The 18935-nt window shown below is 72.8% G+C and carries 9 protein-coding genes and 1 pseudogene; 9 read left to right on the top strand and 1 reads right to left on the bottom strand.

From position 1 onward, the window contains the following. Window positions 1-181 precede the first annotated feature (181 nt). Entirely contained in the window at window positions 182-1888 is a 1707-nt protein-coding gene (locus tag ACZ56U_RS25710; RefSeq protein ID WP_469086345.1) for a glycerol-3-phosphate dehydrogenase/oxidase, read from the top strand. A gap of 243 nt (window positions 1889-2131) precedes the next feature. On the opposite strand, the gene ACZ56U_RS25705 is transcribed toward ACZ56U_RS25710, so the two are convergent. Next, window positions 2132-3175 carry a serine hydrolase domain-containing protein gene (locus tag ACZ56U_RS25705; RefSeq protein WP_469086344.1) on the bottom strand — a complete coding sequence of 348 codons (1044 nt, stop codon included), beginning with the start codon at window positions 3173-3175 and terminating at the stop codon, window positions 2132-2134. Window positions 3176-3874: 699 nt separating this feature from the next. On the opposite strand from ACZ56U_RS25705, the gene ACZ56U_RS25700 reads away from it, so the two are divergent. The 8 genes and pseudogenes from ACZ56U_RS25700 (at window position 3875) to ACZ56U_RS25665 (ending at window position 18888) form a co-directional block, all read left to right on the top strand. Then, window positions 3875-5935, top strand: coding sequence for a serine/threonine-protein kinase (locus ACZ56U_RS25700; RefSeq protein WP_469086343.1), 2061 nt, complete (start codon window positions 3875-3877; stop codon window positions 5933-5935). Window positions 5936-6110: 175 nt separating this feature from the next. Further along, complete coding sequence (locus ACZ56U_RS25695) at window positions 6111-8801, top strand: protein kinase (protein WP_469086342.1); 2691 nt, start codon at window positions 6111-6113, stop codon at window positions 8799-8801. Window positions 8802-9017: 216 nt separating this feature from the next. Further along, window positions 9018-10676, top strand: coding sequence for a serine/threonine-protein kinase (locus tag ACZ56U_RS25690; protein ID WP_469086341.1), 1659 nt, complete (start codon window positions 9018-9020; stop codon window positions 10674-10676). Between the two features lie 57 nt (window positions 10677-10733). Next, a pseudogene (locus ACZ56U_RS25685) lies at window positions 10734-11900 on the top strand (protein kinase domain-containing protein); the annotation flags it as partial. A gap of 153 nt (window positions 11901-12053) precedes the next feature. Then, complete coding sequence (locus ACZ56U_RS25680) at window positions 12054-13697, top strand: serine/threonine-protein kinase (protein WP_469086340.1); 1644 nt, start codon at window positions 12054-12056, stop codon at window positions 13695-13697. A gap of 42 nt (window positions 13698-13739) precedes the next feature. After that, window positions 13740-15350: a serine/threonine-protein kinase gene (locus ACZ56U_RS25675; RefSeq protein ID WP_469086339.1), complete on the top strand. Its 1611-nt coding sequence runs from the start codon at window positions 13740-13742 to the stop codon at window positions 15348-15350. Between the two features lie 137 nt (window positions 15351-15487). Continuing rightward, entirely contained in the window at window positions 15488-17098 is a 1611-nt protein-coding gene (locus ACZ56U_RS25670; protein ID WP_469086338.1) for a succinic semialdehyde dehydrogenase, read from the top strand. Between the two features lie 11 nt (window positions 17099-17109). Continuing rightward, window positions 17110-18888 carry a GMC family oxidoreductase N-terminal domain-containing protein gene (locus tag ACZ56U_RS25665; RefSeq protein WP_469086337.1) on the top strand — a complete coding sequence of 593 codons (1779 nt, stop codon included), beginning with the start codon at window positions 17110-17112 and terminating at the stop codon, window positions 18886-18888. Window positions 18889-18935 lie beyond the last annotated feature (47 nt).

Here is an 18935-nt window from a genome sequence, read left to right as displayed (position 1 = left end):
TTCCCGCAGGGTGTCTTCCCGCCGGGTTCTCGAGCTCTGGCACAGGTGATGTGGAAGTTGTCCACAGGCTGGGGGTGACTGGTGGCTGAAGTCGGGCAAGCCGGTCAGAATTTGGGCATGGGGGATACGGACCGGGTCACTCCTCACGGGTGACCGGCGCGACCGACAGCGGGAGGCAGCGGTGAGGACAGCGACACTGGGGCCGGTGCAGCGAGCCGAGGCGCTCGCCACCATGGCCGAGCGAGAGCTGGACCTACTGGTGGTGGGCGCCGGTGTGGTCGGTGCCGGGACCGCCCTCGACGCGGTCACGCGCGGGCTGTCCGTCGGCCTGGTCGAGGCGCGCGACTGGGCGTCGGGCACCTCCAGCCGGTCGAGCAAGCTCATCCACGGCGGCCTGCGCTACCTGGAGATGCTCGACTTCGCCCTCGTCCGGGAGGCACTGAAGGAGCGCGGCCTGCTGCTGGAGCGGCTCGCCCCGCATCTGGTGAAGCCCGTGCCGTTCCTGTACCCCTTGCAGCACAAGGGCTGGGAGCGCCTGTACGCCGGGTCCGGCGTCGCGCTCTACGACAGCATGTCGATGGCCCGCGGGCACGGCCGGGGCCTGCCCATGCACCGGCATCTGAGCCGCCGTCACGCCCTGCGCGTCGCGCCCGCCTTGAAGAAGGACGCCCTGGTCGGCGCCCTTCAGTACTACGACGCCCAGATGGACGACGCCCGCTTCGTGGCCACCCTCGTGCGCACGTCGGCGGCGTACGGCGCGCAGGTCGCCAACCGCGCGCGGGTGACCGGGTTCCTGCGCGAGGGCGAACGGGTCGTCGGCGCCCGGGTGCAGGACGTCGAGGCGGGCGGGGAGTACGAGGTCCGCGCCAAGCAGATCGTCAACGCCACGGGCGTGTGGACCGACGACACCCAGGCCCTGGTGGGCGAGCGCGGGCAGTTCCACGTCCGCGCCTCCAAGGGCATCCACCTCGTGGTGCCCAAGGACCGCATCCACTCCTCGACCGGGCTGATCCTGCGCACCGAGAAGTCCGTGCTGTTCGTCATCCCCTGGGGCCGGCACTGGATCATCGGCACCACGGACACCGACTGGGACCTCGACAAGGCCCATCCCGCCGCGTCCAGCGCCGACATCGACTACCTGCTGGAGCATGTGAACTCCGTGCTCGCCGTCCCGCTGACCCGGGACGACGTCGAGGGCGTGTACGCCGGACTGCGGCCGCTGCTCGCCGGGGAGTCGGACGCCACCAGCAAGCTGTCGCGCGAGCACACCGTGGCGCATCCGGTGCCCGGTCTCGTGGTCGTGGCGGGCGGCAAGTACACGACGTACCGGGTGATGGCCAAGGACGCGGTCGACGAGGCGGTGCACGGGCTCGACATGCGGGTCGCCGAGTGCGTCACCGAGGACGTGCCGCTGCTGGGCGCCGAGGGGTACCAGGCGCTGTGGAACGCGCGAGCGCGGATCGCCGCCCGGACGGGCCTGCACGTGGTGCGGGTGGAGCATCTGCTGAACCGATTCGGTTCGTTGGCGGAGGAGGTCCTCGACCTCATCGCCGCGAACCCCTCGCTCGGGGAGCCGCTGCCCGCGGCGGAGGACTATCTGCGCGCGGAGATCGTGTACGCCGCCTCGCACGAGGGGGCGCGGCACCTGGACGACGTGCTGACCCGGCGGACGCGGATCTCCATCGAGACCTTCGACCGCGGGACGCGCAGTGCGCGGGAGGCCGCCGAGCTGATGGCGCCGGTGCTGGGCTGGGACAAGGACCACATCGAACGGGAGGTCGAGCACTACGAGAAGCGGGTGGAGGCGGAGCGGGAGTCGCAGCGCCAGCCGGACGACCTGACGGCGGACGCGGCTCGGTTGGGGGCGCCGGACATCGCGCCGTTGTAGGGGGCGTGCGGGGGTGCCTGTCGGCGGGCGCTGTTGGGTGGGTGCCGGGTGCCGGGTGCCGGGTGCGGGGTGTGGGCGAAGGGCCCGTGGCGTCGGGCGGGTGTCGGGGGTGCCGACCGGTGCGTGCTGGGGTCGATCGGGGCCTGGTGCCGGTGGGCCGATCGGGGCCTGATGCCGGTGGGCCGGTGAAGCTCACTCGAACGAGTGTCGTTGGGTGGGATCTTCGTTCGGAACCCGGTCGTTCTACGAGGTGCGGGGGCAGAACTCGGCGGCGAGCAGGGCCGGTTCGAGGTCGGGGTCTGCGATCGCGGTCGTGTTCACCCGGAAGGTGAGGACACGACGGCCGTCGACGGTGGCCGCGGTGCGCACGTAACTGCCGGCGATCCGGCCGTTGTGCCCCCACACCGTCGTGCCGCACGGCAGCTTCACCGGAAACAGCCCCATGCCGTACAGGCCGTGTGCGGTGCGGGTGTCGCGCATCTCGCGCAGCCGGCGCGGGGGCAGCAGTTCACCGCCGAGCAGCGCCGCGTAGAAGCGGTCCAGGTCGGCGAGCGTGGTCACCAACTCGCCGGCGGCCCCGGCGACCCGCGGATCCAGAGCGGTGACATCGGATCCGTCGGTGTCGTAGGCGCGGCCGTGCGGGGCGGGGAGGGAGGTGCGGGAGCCAGGGAAGGAGGTGCCCGTCAGACCGAGTGGGGCGATGATGCGGCGCTGGGCCTCGGTCGCGTACGAGTGGCCGGTGACCTCGGCGACGACCATGCCGAGCAGGACGTAGTTGGTGTTCGAGTAGGTGTAGCGGCCGAGGCCGGCAGAAGGGTGGGTGAGCGCGGTACGCACGGCTTGACGAGGGGAGAGGGGGACCGCGCCCCGGGTGTAGGTGGTGAAGTCGACCAGGCCGCTGGTGTGGGTGAGCAGGGCGCGCAGGGTGATCGCGCGGCCGTCGTTCCCGGCGTCCCGCACCAGGCCGGGCAGATGCCGCTCCACGGTGTCGGACAGGGACAGCCGGTGCTCCTCGGCCAGTTGGAGGACGACGGTCGCGATGAAGGTCTTTGTGATGCTGCCGGCGCGGAAGTGATCGGCGCGTGCGATGCCGTGTCCGGCCCCGGCGTAACGGGAGTCGGTCCCCTCACGGGCCAGTAGCGCGGCGGCGGGTGCCTCGCCCTCGGTGACCAGCAGCGGGAGGAGCCCGTCCGTAGGGGGCGTCACGGGAGCGGAGGAGGCGGTCGGGGCGAGGGCGAGCAGCGCCAGGCACACCAGCAGGGCGAGCAGCGTCCGGAGCGGCGGCATCGGGGTCCCTTCGGTGGGGCGGGCCTGGTGGGTGGTCCATCGTGCGGGGCGGGGCTGGCGGGGGCGGTGGGGCGGGTGGGGCGGTTGTGTGGGCCGGCAGGGCGGTAGTTCGGGGGCTGGCAGGGCAGTTGTGAGGGGTGCCCTTTTGCAGCGGGCGGTGCCGGCAGGTGGGGCGAGCGCCTTTCGGGGCGGTCCCTCACGTGGGGCGAGCTCATCGTGAGGGGCGAGCTCATCGTGTGGGCCAGCGCCGTGTGGCGTGTTCGTGCGGTGCGGGCCGTGTGGTGCGGGTCGTGCGGGTCGTGCGGTGCGTGGCGTGTGCGGTGCGTGGCGTGTGCGGTGCGTGCGGGGCATGGCTTGTGCGGGGCGCGTGGCTTGTGGCCGTGTTCCTCGTGGGGGTGGGGCTTCGTGCGGGTGGGTCGTCGTGCGGGTGGGTCGTCGTGCGGGGTGGTCCGTCGTGCGGCCCATCATGCCGTGGGGCGGAATCTGGGGCTCCGGGGGGCTTTCGGTGGGTGCGGAGGGTGGGGTGGGGTGGGTGGTCGTCACCGTGGTGTGAGGGGTCGTGGCGCGGTGTGGTCATGGTGGCGCGGGTGAGCGGGTCTCGGGGCGGGCCGCTGGTCCACAGGGGCACCCTGGGCGTCGGGCACTTGTCGGGTGAGGGACAATGAAGGCTCTGTCAGGGCGGGTTGTATGAGGGGACGCATGTCGGAGGCGGAGCGGGCGGGGGCATCCCGTCAGGGCAAGAGCGAGCGTCTCCTCGCCGGGCGGTACCGGTTGGGGGCAGTGCTCGGCCGCGGCGGCATGGGCACGGTATGGCGCGCCGAGGACGAGACCCTGGGTCGGATCGTCGCGGTGAAGGAACTGCGGTTCCCCTCCAGCATCGACGAGGAGGAGAAGCGCCGGCTGATCACGCGTACGTTGCGTGAGGCCAAGGCGATCGCGCGGATCCGCAACAACAGCGCGGTGACGGTCTTCGACGTGGTCGACGAGGACGACCGGCCGTGGATCGTGATGGAGCTCGTCGAGGGCAAGTCGCTCGCCGAGGTCATCCGGGAGGACGGCCTGCTGGAGCCGAAGCGCGCGGCGGAGGTCGGGCTCGCGGTGCTCGACGTGCTGCGCTCGGCGCACCGCGAGGGCATCCTGCACCGGGACGTGAAGCCGTCCAACGTGCTGATCTCCGAGGACGGCCGGGTCGTGCTCACCGACTTCGGCATCGCCCAGGTCGAGGGCGACCCGTCGATCACCTCCACCGGCATGCTGGTCGGCGCCCCCTCCTACATCTCCCCGGAGCGGGCCCGCGGTCACAAGCCGGGACCGGCCGCGGACCTGTGGTCGCTGGGCGGGCTGTTGTACGCGTCGGTCGAGGGTCTGCCGCCCTACGACAAGGGCTCGGCGATCGCGACGCTGACCGCGGTGATGACCGAACCGCTGGAGGAGCCCAAGAACGCGGGCCCGCTGCGGGACGTCATCTACGGGCTGCTCACCAAGGACCCCGACAAGCGGCTCGACGACGCCGGTGCGCGCAAGATGCTCAACGCGGTCATCCACGCGCCCGAGCCGAAGGCGGACGAGCCGGATCCGGCGCCGGACGCGACGAAGGTCGTGCCCTTGCCTCCGCAGCCCGACCGGGGCGCGGGGGAGGGCGGGGAGCGGCTGCGCGGGGCGCTGCGTTCCGTGCGGAAGGCGGCCGTGGCCGCGGGGGCGGCGGGTACGGCGGCCGCGTCCCGGGCCAAGTCCGGCAGCGGTACGGCGAGTTCACCGGCGGCGCCGGCCTCGGGGGCGGCCGGGAACGCGGCGGCTTCGGGCCCCGCGGGCGGCGCGACGGCTTCCGGGCCGGGCGCGTCCGGGCCGGTGACGTCGGGTTCCGGCAGTGTGGGTGCGCCCGGTGCGGGTGCCGGCAGCGGTTCGGGGACGGCGTCGGGGGCCGACGCGGCCAGCGGTGGCCGGAGTTCCGGGTGGCCCGTGATGACGCCGCCGGCGGATCTGCCGCCGCGGCCGGTACCGAGGGCGCCGCTCACCGATGTGGTGCCCAGGCGGACGCTGGTGATCATCGCGGTGGTCGTGGTGCTCGCCCTGGTCGCGGTCGTGCTGGCTGTCGCGTTCAGCGGCGACGACGACCCTTCCGGCAACGCTGCGGGCAGCGGCGCCAAGTCCTCCGCGAGTGTGAGCGCGAGCGCCTCCCCCAAGGAGGACCCGGGCGGTGGCACCCAGCCGGACGGCAAGGCGACCGAGTCCGCGGGCTCCGGGTCGGCGACCGGGAAAACGCCGAGCAACAGCCCGTCCGCGACCCGGAGCAGCGAGGCCGGCGGCTCCTCCGACGGGGGCGGCGGCACGGCGAAGTCGACGTACAAGGGCGGTCAGGGCTACTCGATCGGGCTGCCCGCGGGGTGGAAGTTCCAGACGTCGGCCTCCGCGGGGGATCGTTTCACCGGCCCCGATGGGCAGAAGCTGCTGGTGGCCTGGACGTCCACGCCGAAGGGCGACCCGGTGGCGGACTGGAAGAGCCAGGAGCGGTACATGGTGCGCTCCCAGTACGACCGGGTGCGCATAGCCAAGGTGGACTACCGCGGCTGGTTGGCGGCCGACTGGGAGTTCACCTATGTCGAGGGCGGGACGAAGTACCGGACGATCGACCGGGGCTTCGTCGTCAACGACCATCTCGGATATGCGCTGATGTACACGGCGAAAGCCGCCAATTGGGGCAGCGAGTCGCGTAAGGACACCTGGCAGACCCTCACGAAGACGTTCGAACCGAAATCGTGAAGTGACCGCGCGGTGACCCGTTCCGCGTTTGGGGAGTGAGATGTCGCATCCTCTCTTTGCGGGTTGCCTCCGGCACGTATCGTGAGTGGTTGCGGACGGTACGCATCCAGGTCTGGGCGGAACGGCACGCGAGGCGAACGGAATTGACCGATCCGGAGGGGCCGGGGGAGGCAACGTGGACGACTATGCGGGACGGGTACTCGCCGACCGCTACCGCCTGCCGCTGCCGCCCTCCGACGAGTACGAACTGACCGAGAGCCGGGCCTTCGACACCTACAGCGGGCAGGAAGTCCTCGTCCGGCAGGTGCCGTTGCCCGAGGTTGTCGAGGCCGAGGTGCTCGACGCGGAGGGACTGCCCGACGGTTTCACCGCAAGGGACCCGCGGGAGCGGGGAGTTCGGCGGCCGGCCTCGCGGACGAGCACGCGGCGGCCCACCGAACCGGCGGTGCGACGGGCCGTGGAGGCCGCGCAGGCCGCCGCCCGGATACCCGACCATCCCCGGCTCGACCAGGTCTTCGACGTGTTCGCCGAGGGCGGGTCGCTGTGGGTCGTCAGCGAGCTGGTGGCCGCGCGGCCGCTGGCGGCGCTGCTCGCGGAGAAGCCGCTGACGCCGTACCGGGCGGCCGAGGTCGCCGCCGACGTCCTCATGGCCCTGCGGGTGCTGCACGCCCACGGCTGGGTCCACCGCAACATCACCGCCCGCACGGTCCTGGTCTGCGACGACGGCCGCATCATGCTGACCGGCCTCGCGGTCGGGGCGGCGGAGGAGGCGCTGTGCGGATACGACCCGGTACCGGCCGAGGACGGCGACGAGGGGTTCGGAGACCGTCGCGGGACGGGTGACGCGGGAAGTCTCGGCGGACCTGGAAGCGTCAACGGACCCGGGAGCGTCGGCGGAGGCGTCAGCGGACCACGTGGTGTCGGCGGGCCCGGAAGCGCGGGTGGGCCCGGAGGTGAGGGGCGCCCCGGAGGCGAGGGCCGTCCCGGAGGCGTCGGTGCGGAGGCCGGGGGCGTCGATCCCGAGGCCGCGCGGCGGGCCGCCATCGAGGCGCGGGAGGCCGGTGGGCTGCCGGGACTCGGCGAGGACGCCACGAACGGCGCCGGCACGTCGGCCGCGGTCGCGCGCGGGGCCGTGGAGACCGGCGGTGACGTCCGGGCCGCGCGGGCGGGGGCGATCGCCGCCTATCGCGCGGGCGCCCGGGCCGCGGCCCGGGTCCAGGAGGCCCAGCAGCACGGCCGGGCGGCCCTGCCGGGAGCCCGGCCGACACCCGAGGCCGACCCCGCGGGCAGGGCCGAGGGCAGGACCGCGGGCCCGACCTCGCCGTACGGCTCGGGCAGCGGTGTGCGGCAGGGACCGTACGCCCTGGGCAACGGGGGCGAGTCGCCGCCGGGTTCCGCGCCCCTGAGCGGTGCGGTGCAGCCCGGTCGTGGTGAGCGGCACGCCTCGGTGCCGCCGGGACAGATCGCCGAGCCCTACGGCGTACGGGCCGGTGCGGGGCGCCCGCCGGGCGGGCAGGACCGTACGGCCGCGCTGCCGCCCGTCCCCGGCCCCGCGCCCACGCCCGGCCGTTGGGACGAGCTCGCCGCCGCGGCCCCCGCTCCCCGTGGTCCCGCCACCGCGCTCGCCGCCGAGCGGGCGCGGCAGGCCAGGATGGCCGTGGTCGGGCCGGTCACCGAGCGATGGGCGCCGGAGCAGGCCGGGCCGGTGCACGAGAACTGGCAGCTGGCCGCGCCGATCGGGCCCGCCACCGACCTGTGGGGGCTCGGGGCGCTGCTCTTCAGGGCCGTGCAGGGGCACGCGCCGTACCCGGAGGAGTCGACGGCCGAGCTGGTGCAGATGGTGTGCGCCGAGCCGCCCGCCTTCGCCGAGGAGTGCGGTCCGCTGCGTCCGGTCGTGGAGTCGCTGCTGCGTCAGGACCCCACCGAGCGGCTGGACTTCGAGGAACTGCGGGGCTGGCTGCGCTCGCTGGTGCGGTCCGCGCCGGAGCCCGAGGCCGGCGCCCACGTCATCGCCGCCCCGCCGATCGACTCCAGCCGGCTGCCCGTCGTACGGCGGCGGGGCGAGCTGGTGCGCCGACGGCGTGCCGGGCTGCCCGCGACCAGCGCGCACGGACGGCACAAGCGGGCCAAGCAGGAGGCGACGGGGTCACCGCGCCGGCTCGGTCGTACGTTGCTGCTGCTGGTGCTGTTCCTGATGGCCGGGGCGATCGCGTACGCGATGCTTTTCATGCCCAAGTCCGGTGAGTCGACGAACGGTTCGGGAGACACCGACCGGACCGGCACCGCCGGTGAGGTCAGTGAGGCACCCGCGAGCAGCGAGCCGCGGCCCGACCAGACCTCGCCGAAGCCCGAGCCGAAGCCGAAGGACAGCTCCTCGGGTTCCACCGACACCCAGACCTCCGGCCCCGAGGTCGCCGACGGCTTCTCGTTGCGTTCGGACTCCGCCGGGTTCCGGGTGGCCGTCGCGAGCGGCTGGGAGCACACCCCGGAGAACGGCCGCGGCCAGGTCGTGTACTCGCACGGCGACTTCGACCTGATCGTCGTGGCCGGGAGGGACAGCGCGGACGAGTACGGCGAGGACCCGATGGCGTACCAGCGGGAGGACGAGCGCGAGCTCCAGCCGTACCGCGACTCCAGCTGGGCCAGCGCCTCGGGGCTGAAGACGATCCAGGTGGGCGGGCGGACCATGGCCGAGGGGCAGTTCACCTGGACCGACGACGCCGGGCGGGAGCTGTTCGTGCGCAACCTCGCGATGCTCGTCGCCGGCAAGTACCACGTGGTGCAGGTCCGCGGGCCCGAGGCCGAACGGGACGAGGTGACGCGGCTGTTCGAGCAGGCGGCGGCGACCTACACGGTCACCGGCTGACCCACGGCCTCGGTACGGGCGGGTCACGGCCGGGGACGACCGGTCACGGCTCGGTACGGACGGGTGATGGGGCGGTCCGACGGGTGGCGGGTCGGTTCGGTTCCCGGAGGCGAGAACTGTCACAACAGCGAAACCTTGGCACCCCCGTGGTTCCCAGCGTCCCGGCCGGTCCCTAATCTGACCTTGTCAAGACCATTGCGGGGCAACGTGAATCAGATGCAGGGCCTGCTCCTCGCGGGCCGCTACCGGCTGGCCGACACCCTCGGCAGCGGCGGCATGGGGCGGGTGTGGCGTGCGCATGATGAGGTGCTGCACCGGGCCGTCGCCATCAAAGAGCTGACCGCCGCGCTCTACGTCTCCGAGAGCGACCAGGAGCGGCTGCTCCACCGCACTCGTGCCGAGGCCCGCGCGGCCGCCCGGATCAACCACTCCGCCGTCGTCACCGTGCACGACGTCCTCGACCACGACGGGCGTCCGTGGATCGTGATGGAGCTGGTCGAGGGCCGCTCGCTGGCCGACGCCGTCAAGGCGCAGGGGCGCGTCGAGCCCACCGAGGCCGCCCGGATCGGGCTGTGGGTGCTGCGCGCCCTGCGCGCCGCGCACTCCGCCGGCGTCCTGCACCGCGACGTGAAGCCCGGCAACGTCCTGATCTCCCACGACGGCCGGGTCCTGCTCACCGACTTCGGCATCGCCCAGATCGAGGGCGACACGACGATCACCCGCACCGGAGAGGTCGTCGGCTCCGTCGACTACCTCGCCCCCGAGCGGGTCCGCGGCCACGACCCGGGCCCGGCCTCCGACCTGTGGGCGCTCGGCGCGACGCTGTACACGGCGGTCGAGGGCCGTTCGCCGTTCCGCCGCACCTCACCGATCGGCACCATGCAGGCGGTCGTCGAGGAGGAACCCGCCGAGCCCGCCCACGCGGGTGTGCTGGGGCCCGTCCTCGCCGCGCTGCTGCGCAAGGATCCGGCCGAGCGGCCGAGCGCGGCGGAGGCTGAGCGGATGCTGGCCGAGGCGGCGGAGGGGCGGCTGCCTACCCCGCTGCGGCCGTACGCCCCGACAGGGCAGCCGGGAGCGACGGGACAGTTCGGGCAACCGGGGCAGCCGGGGCAGCCGGGGCAACCGGGGTACGACACCGTGGGCACCGGCACAGGGACCCGCGCGCAGACGGCCGCCGCCACGCCGTATCCGCCGGGGACGGCCGTGCCCGGGCCCGCGCCCGCTTCGCCGAAGCGGCATCGCCTGCGTACGTTCGCCCTGGTCGTCGCCCTCGCGGCGATCGTCGGCGGGGGCGCGGCGGCGGCGTGGCAGCAGTTCGGCACGGGCAGCCCTGCCGTCGCCGCCTCGCAGTCCCCGAGCGCCACGCCCACCGAGCGGGGCAACGGCAACCAGGCGCCCGCGGGTTGGGAGAAGCGTGTCGACCCCTTCGGCTTCACCATCTATCTGCCCAAGGGCTGGCAGCGGCGGGTCTCCATCGACGCGGACGGCCTGCAACAGGTCGACTACTCGCCCGACAAGGGCAAGCACCTCGTGCGCGTCGCCGTCGACACGGCGCCGGACTTCGACAGCTCCGACAAGCACATGCGCGACCTGGAGAGGCAGATCTCCCCGTCCCTGGTGGCCTACGAGCGGCTGAGCATGAAGCAGGAGCTCTACCGCGACCTGCCGAGCACCCGCTGGGAGTACACCTGGACGGCGCTGGCGAAGGACGGGCCGCACTTCACCGCGGGCCCGTACCGGGCGATCGACGTCGGCTACATGGCGCGGGACGGCATCGAGTACGCCATCTACTCCGCCTCGCCGGTCGAGGACTGGGCCACCACGCGTGCGCAGTTCAACCGGATCCTGCAGAGCTGGCAGCCGAAAACCCGCTGACAACTTGGCCGGTCAGTGCCCCGGAAGGGGTCCGTCCGGCGCGGCATCATGGGGCGCATGGGGACCCCGGGGGACAACTTCCGTGTCATAGCGGGTCGTTACCGCCTGGAGGTGCGGATCGGGCGGGGCGGTATGGGGGTCGTGTGGCAGGCGACCGACCTGTTGCTGGGGCGGCGGGTGGCGGTCAAGGAACTGCCCCTCGACGAGCCGCTGTCCGAGGCCGGGGACCGGCGGCGGCGTGACCGCGTGCTGCGTGAGGCGCGGGCGGTCTCGCAGTTGCGGCATCCGCACATCGTCGTCGTCCATGACGTCGTGGAGCACGACGAACGGCCCTACCTGGTGCTGGAGTTGATCGACGGCAGCTCCCTCGCCGACCGGATCGCCGAGCACGGGCCGGTGGTGCCCGCCGAGGCCGCGCGGATCGGTGTGGACCTGCTCGGCGCGTTGCGGGCCGCGCACGCCGCCGGGGTCCTGCACCGCGACGTCAAGCCCGCGAACGTCCTGCTGGAGACCGGCACCGGCCGGGTCGTCCTCAGCGACTTCGGCGTCGCCCAGGTCGCGGGCACCCCCACGCTCACCGAACTGGACTCCTTCGTCGGCTCGCCCGAGTACACCGCGCCGGAGCGGGTGTCCGGGCTGCCGACCGGACCGGCCTCCGACCTGTGGTCCCTGGGCGTGCTGCTGTGCACGGCGGTGAGCGGCGAATCGCCGTTCCGCCGCGACTCGTTGAGCGGCGTCCTGCACGCCGTCCTCGCCGCGGAGATACGCCCGCCCGCGCAGGCCGCGCCGATCCTGCCCGTCGTACGGGGGCTGCTGGAACGCGATCCGGAGCGGCGGCTGGACGGGGAGCGGGCGGAGTGGATGCTGCGGGTGTTCCTGGAGACGGGCCGGATGCCGGACCGGGAGCCGCGGCGCTCCAGGCGAGGGGTGCTCGTCGCCGTGCTGCTGGTCGCCGCGATGGCCGGGGCGGGGGTGTCGGGGGCGGCGCTGATCATGCATCAGGAGGGGGGTGGGGGGACTCCGTCACCGCCACCGCCGTCCGTCAGCGGCTCGGTGAGCGGGTCGGCAAGCGGCTCGACCGGCGCCCCCACCAGTGCCTCGACCGGAGCTTCGACCGGCGCCCCCACCCACGCCTCGACCGGAGCTTCGACCGGCGCCCCCACCCACGCCTCGACCGGCGCCCCCACCAGTGTCTCCACCAGCGCCTCGACCGGCGCTTCGGTGAGCGCCTCGATGAGCACAAGGTCCCCGGTGACGCCCACTCCGACCCCCACCGGGCGCCCAAACGGGAGATAAGCGACCTCCTCGGTCACGGGTCTGTGACCGCGGCGCCTTCTGGGTGGATCCGGACGCGCCTGGCGCGATAGGAACGGACCCATGAGCAGCAACGGGGGAGCCCCTTATGGGTCCGACGAGCCCACCAGTTTTGGACTGCAACCGCCGAACCCGCCCGCGGCCGTGCCGCACCCTGACAACCCGTACGCGGCACCCACCCAGGTCGTGCCGCACCAGGCGGCGCCCGCGCAGGACCCGGGCACGGGTCGTCTGATCGCGGGTCGTTACCGGCTGCTGGCCAAGCTCGGACACGGCGGCATGGGCACGGTGTGGCGTGCCAAGGACGAGACGGTGGACCGGGAGGTCGCCGTCAAGGAGCCCCGCGTACCGGACCACCTTCCCGAACGTGAACGTGCCAACGCCTTCGAGCGCATGCGTCGCGAGGCCCGGGCCGCGGCCCGGCTGGATCATCCCTCCGTCGTCAACGTCCACGACGTCGCGGTCGTCGACGGCCAGCCCTGGATCGTCATGGAGCTGGTGCACGGCCGTTCGCTCGGCGACGCCCTGCAAGAGGGCACCCTCGGGGCGCGCGACGCGGCCAGGATCGGTCTGGAGGTGCTCGGCGCGCTGGAGGCCGCGCACGCGGCGGGCATCCTGCACCGGGACGTCAAGCCGGACAACGTGCTGCTCGGCCGCCACGACCGGGTCGTCCTCACCGACTTCGGGATCGCCCAGATCGAGGGCGAGACCAGTCTGACCGACACCGGCGGCTTCGTCGGCTCGCCCGAATACATCGCGCCCGAGCGGGTGCTGGGGCAGCGCCCCGGCCCGGCGTCGGACCTGTGGTCGCTGGGCGTGGTGCTCTACGCGGCGACCGAGGGCGTCTCGCCGTTCCGCCGCAGCAACACCCCGGCCACGCTCCAGTCGGTCCTCAACGCCGCGCCCGCCGCACCGGCCTCCGCCTCCGGTCCGCTGGCCGAGGTCATCACCGGTCTGCTGCACAAGGACCCCGTGAGCCGCCCGAACGCGGCCCAGGTGCGTGCCCTGCTGGAGGCGGCCGCCCACCCGCCGATGCCGGTGCCGACACAGGTCGTGCACCGTGAGGAGGGCGCCCCGAAGGGCGGCGTACGGCTGGGCCGCAAGACCCTGCTCGGCATCGGTGCCGCCGTCGTCGCGGCCGCGGTGGCGGCGTACCTGGTGATCGCCGACCCGTTCGCGGGCCCGCTCCCGGACGGCTGGACGACGAAGAAGGTGGAGGACGTCGCCGCGTCACTGGCGGTGCCCGGCCACTACAAGGAGCGGGTGCCCGACCGGGAGACGGACGAGGGGCACTGGGTCACGTACACCGACCCCAGCGGCGCCGTCTGGATCGGGCTGCGGCTCGACAGGAAGGCCGAGGACCCGGGCAACACCATCGCCAGTTCGGCCGCCGCGGAGATGTACGAGGACAACAAGACGTTCGAGGAGAGCGGCAAGTACGACTACGACATGCCGGAGAACCCGACGACGAAGACCGAGGACGAGACGACCTACCAGGGCAAGCCGGCCGCCAGGAACACGATCGTCTACGACACCGACGACACCGAGAACCCCCTCCCGCGCGAGATGCAGATCTTCTACTACAAGACCTCCAAGGGGGACATGTACAAGCTCACCGTCAGCTATCCGGGCGAGGGCGACTTCACGCACCGAGGGCAGGAGGTCGCCGAGACGGCGATCGCGAACCTGGACGTCGATGTCCTCTGACCCGCGTCGACAAGCGAGGCTCCCGCACGGTACTGATGGGACATGAGCAACGACGGGGACGGCGCCGGCCCCAAAGGACGGCTGATAGGCGGCCGTTACCGGCTGACCGAGCGCATCGGGTCGGGCGGCATGGGCACCGTCTGGCGGGCGCACGACGAACGCGTGGACCGCGAAGTCGCCGTGAAGCAGCCGCGGTTGCCCGGCGACCCGGAGGACGAGGTCCATCAGCGGGCCTCGCACCGGCTCTACCGCGAGGCCCGTGCCGCGGCCCGGGTCGACCATCCCGCCGCGGTCTCCATCCACGACGTGGTCGTCGAGGACGGACTTCCCTGGATCGTCATGGAGTTGGTGCGCGGGGAGTCCCTGCACGAGCTGCTCCGGCGCGGTCCCGTGGCCCCCGCCGAGACCGCCCGGATCGGTCTCGCCGTCCTCGGCGCGCTGCGCGCCGCGCACGCCGTGGGGATCGTGCACCGCGATGTGAAGCCCGCCAACGTGCTGCTCGGCCCCCATGGCCGGGTCGTCCTCACCGACTTCGGCATCGCCCATGTCCAGGGCGAGGAATCCCTCACCGTCAGCGGCGAGTTCGTCGGCTCCATCGAGTTCGTCGCCCCCGAGCGGATGTCGGGACGCGGCGCAGGGCCGGCCTCCGACCTGTGGTCCCTGGGCGTGCTGCTGTACGCCGCCGTGGAGGGCGAACCGCCCTTCCGCCGTACGACGTTGGAGTCCACCCTCGCCGCGATCCTCTCCTTCGACCCGCCCGAGCCCCGACGGGCCGGCCCGCTCACCCCCCTGATCACCGGGCTGCTGGGGAAGGACCCCGACCTGCGTCCGGGTGCCGAGGAGGCCGCAAAGGTCCTGGAGGCGGCGGCGGAGGGGTGGCCGGTGCCCCCGCTGTCCGAGACACCGGCCCCGCAGACCCCCGACCGCCTCAGCGAGTGGGGGGAGGACTCCGGCACCGTACGCCTGCGGGACAGCGGGCCCGCGCCCGTGCCGGAGGCGCACACCACCGTCGTACCGACGTCGAAGGCGAAGCCCCACCTCCTGCGCCGGCCGCTGCCCGCCGCCGTGCTCGGGGTCGTCCTCGCCAGCGGTGCGTGGCTCGGTGCGTCGTACGCCCTCGCCGAGCCCGAGGCGACCGGGGTCGCCACACCACAGGTGGCCTCGGTCCCCGCCGTCTCCGCCACGGACATCGCCGACGAGTCCTGGGACACGCACGAGGAGAAGGCCCTGAAGGCCACGCTGGCCGCCCCGAGCCGGTACCGGGAGACCCACCGGCAGGGCAGCGCCACCGACCAGCCGCGGATGGTGAGTTACGGAGACGGCGGCATCGATCTGCGTCTGAGCCTGTGGGACCGGACCGCCGCCACCCCCCTGGGCCGGGCGTACCAGCAGAAGAAGGCCTGGGCGACACACGAGGAGGCCGACACCCAGCTCACGCAGACCAGCCTCGGGGGTGACTACGCCGTCCAGGCCGACACCGCCTACGACGACAAGGGAGCCGCCCCGGCCCGGGTCATGCAGCTGTTCGTCAGGACCGACGACGGCCGTCTCTACGAGCTCCGGGTCGACATGCCGAAGGGGACGGCCGCGGAGAAGGAGGGCATGGGCCTGTTCAAGGCGGCGCGTGACCGGCTTGTGATCGGAAAAGAGTGAGCGGTGGGTGATCGTCCCCGCACAACGCGCTGATCAGCGGCTTTTGCGCCAGTGATCGCTGGCAGCGTGTGAGTACTCGGTGAATCACTATTACCGACGGGTACCCAAAGTCCCCGCCCCGGCATACTCTGCGCGTCATGACGGACACGAAGGCTTCGGAGCAGGCCACCAACCCCCTCGCCCCCGCGCCGGAGGGCGCGCGTACCGCCGCCGACGTGGTCACCCCGGAGCTGGTCGCCCAGCTCACCAAGGGTGTGGTCGGCTCCGGTCGTACCGCCAACCACACGCCGTTCACCGGCGAGAAGCTGGCCGACCTGCCCGAGTCGACGCCCGAGGACGTCGAGAAGGCCTTCCAGGCGGCCCGCAAGGCGCAGGCGGTGTGGGAGCGCACACCCGTACGGCAGCGCGCCGCCGTCCTGCTCCGCTTCCACGACCTCGTCCTCGAACGCCAGGCCGAGGTCCTCGACCTGATCCAGCTGGAGACCGGCAAGGCCCGCCTGCACGCGCACGAGGAGGTGCAGGCCGTCGCGGTCGCCGCCCGCCACTACGGCCGCAAGGCCCCCTCCTATCTGCGGCCCAAGCGGCACGCGGGCGCCATGCCGACCCTCACCAAGGTGACCGAACTGCGCCACCCGCGCGGTGTCGTCGGCCAGATCGCCCCCTGGAACTACCCGCTCGAGCTGTCCGTCGGCGACGCGCTGCCCGCCTTCGTCGCGGGCAACGCCGTGGTGATGAAGCCGGACACCGAGACCTGCCTCACTGCCCTGTGGGCGCGTGACCTGCTCGTGGAGGCCGGCCTGCCCGCCGACGTCTTTCAGGTCGTCCTCGGTGAAGGTCCCGTCGTCGGCCCCGAGGTCGTCCGGCACGCCGACTACGTCTCCTTCACCGGCTCCACCCGCACCGGCCGCGAGGTCGCCCAGGGCGCCGCCGCCCGCCTGGTCGGGGTGTCCCTCGAACTCGGCGGCAAGAACGCCATGCTGGTCCTGGAGGACGCCGACATCGAGAAGGCGGCCGCCGGCGCCGTTCGCGCCTGCTTCTCCTCCGCCGGTCAACTCTGCATCTCCATCGAGCGGTTGTACGTCCACGAGTCGATCGCCGACGCCTTCCTGGAGCGCTTCGCCGCCCGCACCAAGGCCATGCGGCTCGGCACGTCCCTCGCCTACGGCGCCGACATGGGCTCCCTGGTCGGCGAACGCCAGCTGGAGACCGTCACCCGGCACGTGGAGGAGGCCGTCGCCAAGGGCGCCACGGTCGTCGCCGGCGGTGTCGCGCGCCCGGACATCGGCCCGTACTTCTTCGAGCCCACCATCCTCGACGGCGTCACCGAGCCCATGGCGATCTGCACCGAGGAGACCTTCGGCCCGGTCGTCTCCCTGTACCGCTTCACGACCGACGACGAGGCCGTCGCGCAGGCCAACTCCACCGCGTACGGCCTCAATTCCTCGGTCTGGACGAAGGACGGCAAGCGCGGCCGCGAGATCGCCGCCCGGCTGCGCACCGGCACGGTCAACATCAACGAGGGTTACGCGCCCGCCTACGGCAGCGTCCAGTCCCCGATGGGCGGCATGAAGGACTCGGGCCTCGGCCGCCGGCACGGCTCCGAGGGCATCCTCAAGTACACCGAGGCCCAGACCGTCGCCCAGCAGCGGCTGCTGCCGATGGCGCCGTCGCTGGGGATGAGCGACGAGGCGTACGCCCAGTTCATGAGCCGCAGCCTGCGGCTGATGAAGGCGTTCCGGTTCCGGTAGGGAGAGCGCACGTGCCACAGGACGACTACGACTACGACGTCATCGTCGTGGGTTCCGGATTCGGCGGCTCGGTCAGCGCCCTTCGCCTCACGGAGAAGGGCTATCGCGTGGGTGTCCTGGAGGCGGGCCGCCGCTTCACCAGGCAGACCCTCCCGAAGAACTCCTGGGACATCAAGAACTACCTCTGGGCCCCCAGGCTCGGCATGTACGGCCTCCAGCGCATCCATCTGCTGGGCAACGTCATGGTCCTGGCGGGCGCGGGCGTGGGCGGCGGTTCGCTCAACTACGCCAACACCCTCTACGTACCGCCGACCCCGTTCTTCCAGGACCCGCAGTGGCGTGACATCACCGACTGGGAGGAGGAGTTGAAGCCGTACTACGACCAGGCCCAGCGCATGCTCGGCGTACGGCTCAACCCGACGATGACCCCGTCCGACGTCCATCTGAAGGCCGCCGCCCAGCGGATGGGCGTGGGCGACACCTTCCACATGGCGCCGGTCGGCGTGTTCTTCGGCGACGGCAAGGACGCCGACGGGACGACGAGGGCGAAGCCCGGCGAGACGGCCGGCGACCCCTACTTCGGTGGCGCCGGCCCCGCCCGCACGGCGTGCAGCGAGTGCGGCGAGTGCATGACCGGCTGCCGGCACGGCGCGAAGAACACCCTCAACGAGAACTACCTCTACCTCGCCGAGAAGGCGGGCGCGGTCGTGCACCCCCTGACGACGGTCGTGTCGGTCACCGACGACTCGCAGGGCGGGTACGCGGTCACCACCCTCCCCACGGACCAGCGGCGCAAGGCCAAGGGCCGGATCTTCCGTGCCCGTCGTGTCGTCCTCGCCGCCGGCACCTACGGCACCCAGACCCTGCTGCACCGGATGAAGGCCGGCGGCCAACTGCCGTACCTCTCCGGCCGGCTGGGCGAGCTGACCCGCACCAACTCCGAGGCGCTGGTCGGCGCGCAGACCGACAACCGGCGCTATCGCAAGGCAACGGGGGAGAAGCGGGTCGACTTCACGCGCGGGGTCGCCATCACGTCCTCCATCCACCCGGACCCCAACACCCATATCGAGCCGGTCCGTTACGGCAGGGGCTCCAACTCGATGGGCAGCCTGTCCATCCTCCAGGTCCCCTACGCCGAGGGCTCCTCACGCGTCCTCGGCTGGATGGCGAACGCGGCCCGGCACCCGGTGCAGGTCCTGCGGTCCCTGTCCAACCGGCGCTGGTCGGAGCGGACCATCATCGGCCTGGTGATGCAGTCGCTGGACAACTCCCTGACGACGTACCTGAAACCGGACGGCGTCGGCAAGGGCCTGCTCACCGCCCGGCAGGGCCACGGCAGCCCCAACCCCAAGCAGATCAGGGCCGCTTCGGAGGGCGCCGCCGCGATCGCGGCCGAGATCAACGGCTTCGCGGGCTCCAACGTCGGCGAGTTGATGGGCACCCCGCTCACCGCGCACTTCCTCGGCGGCTGCCCCATCGGCGCCGGCGCCGAGGACGGCGTGATCGACCCGTACCACCGCCTCTACGGCCACCCCGGCATCTCGGTCGTCGACGGCGCCGCGGTCTCGGCGAACCTCGGGGTGAACCCGTCCCTGACCATCACCGCGCAGGCCGAGCGGGCGATGTCGTTCTGGCCCAACAAGGGCGAGTCCGACCCGCGTCCGGCGCAGGGAGCGGCGTACGAGCGCCTGAAGCCGGTCGAGCCGCAGGCACCGGTGGTCCCGGCGGAGGCGTTCGGCGCGCTGCGGCTGCCGTTCCTCGGGATACCGGCCGTACCGCCGAAGAAGTAGCGCCCACCCGCAGGAGCGCGAAGTAGCGCACACAAGAAAGAAGGACC

It is taken from the genome of Streptomyces sp. NPDC034103 (genome assembly GCF_055575395.1).
Note: the sequence above shows the minus strand (reverse complement) of the source record. Positions and strands in the feature narration are given on the sequence as shown.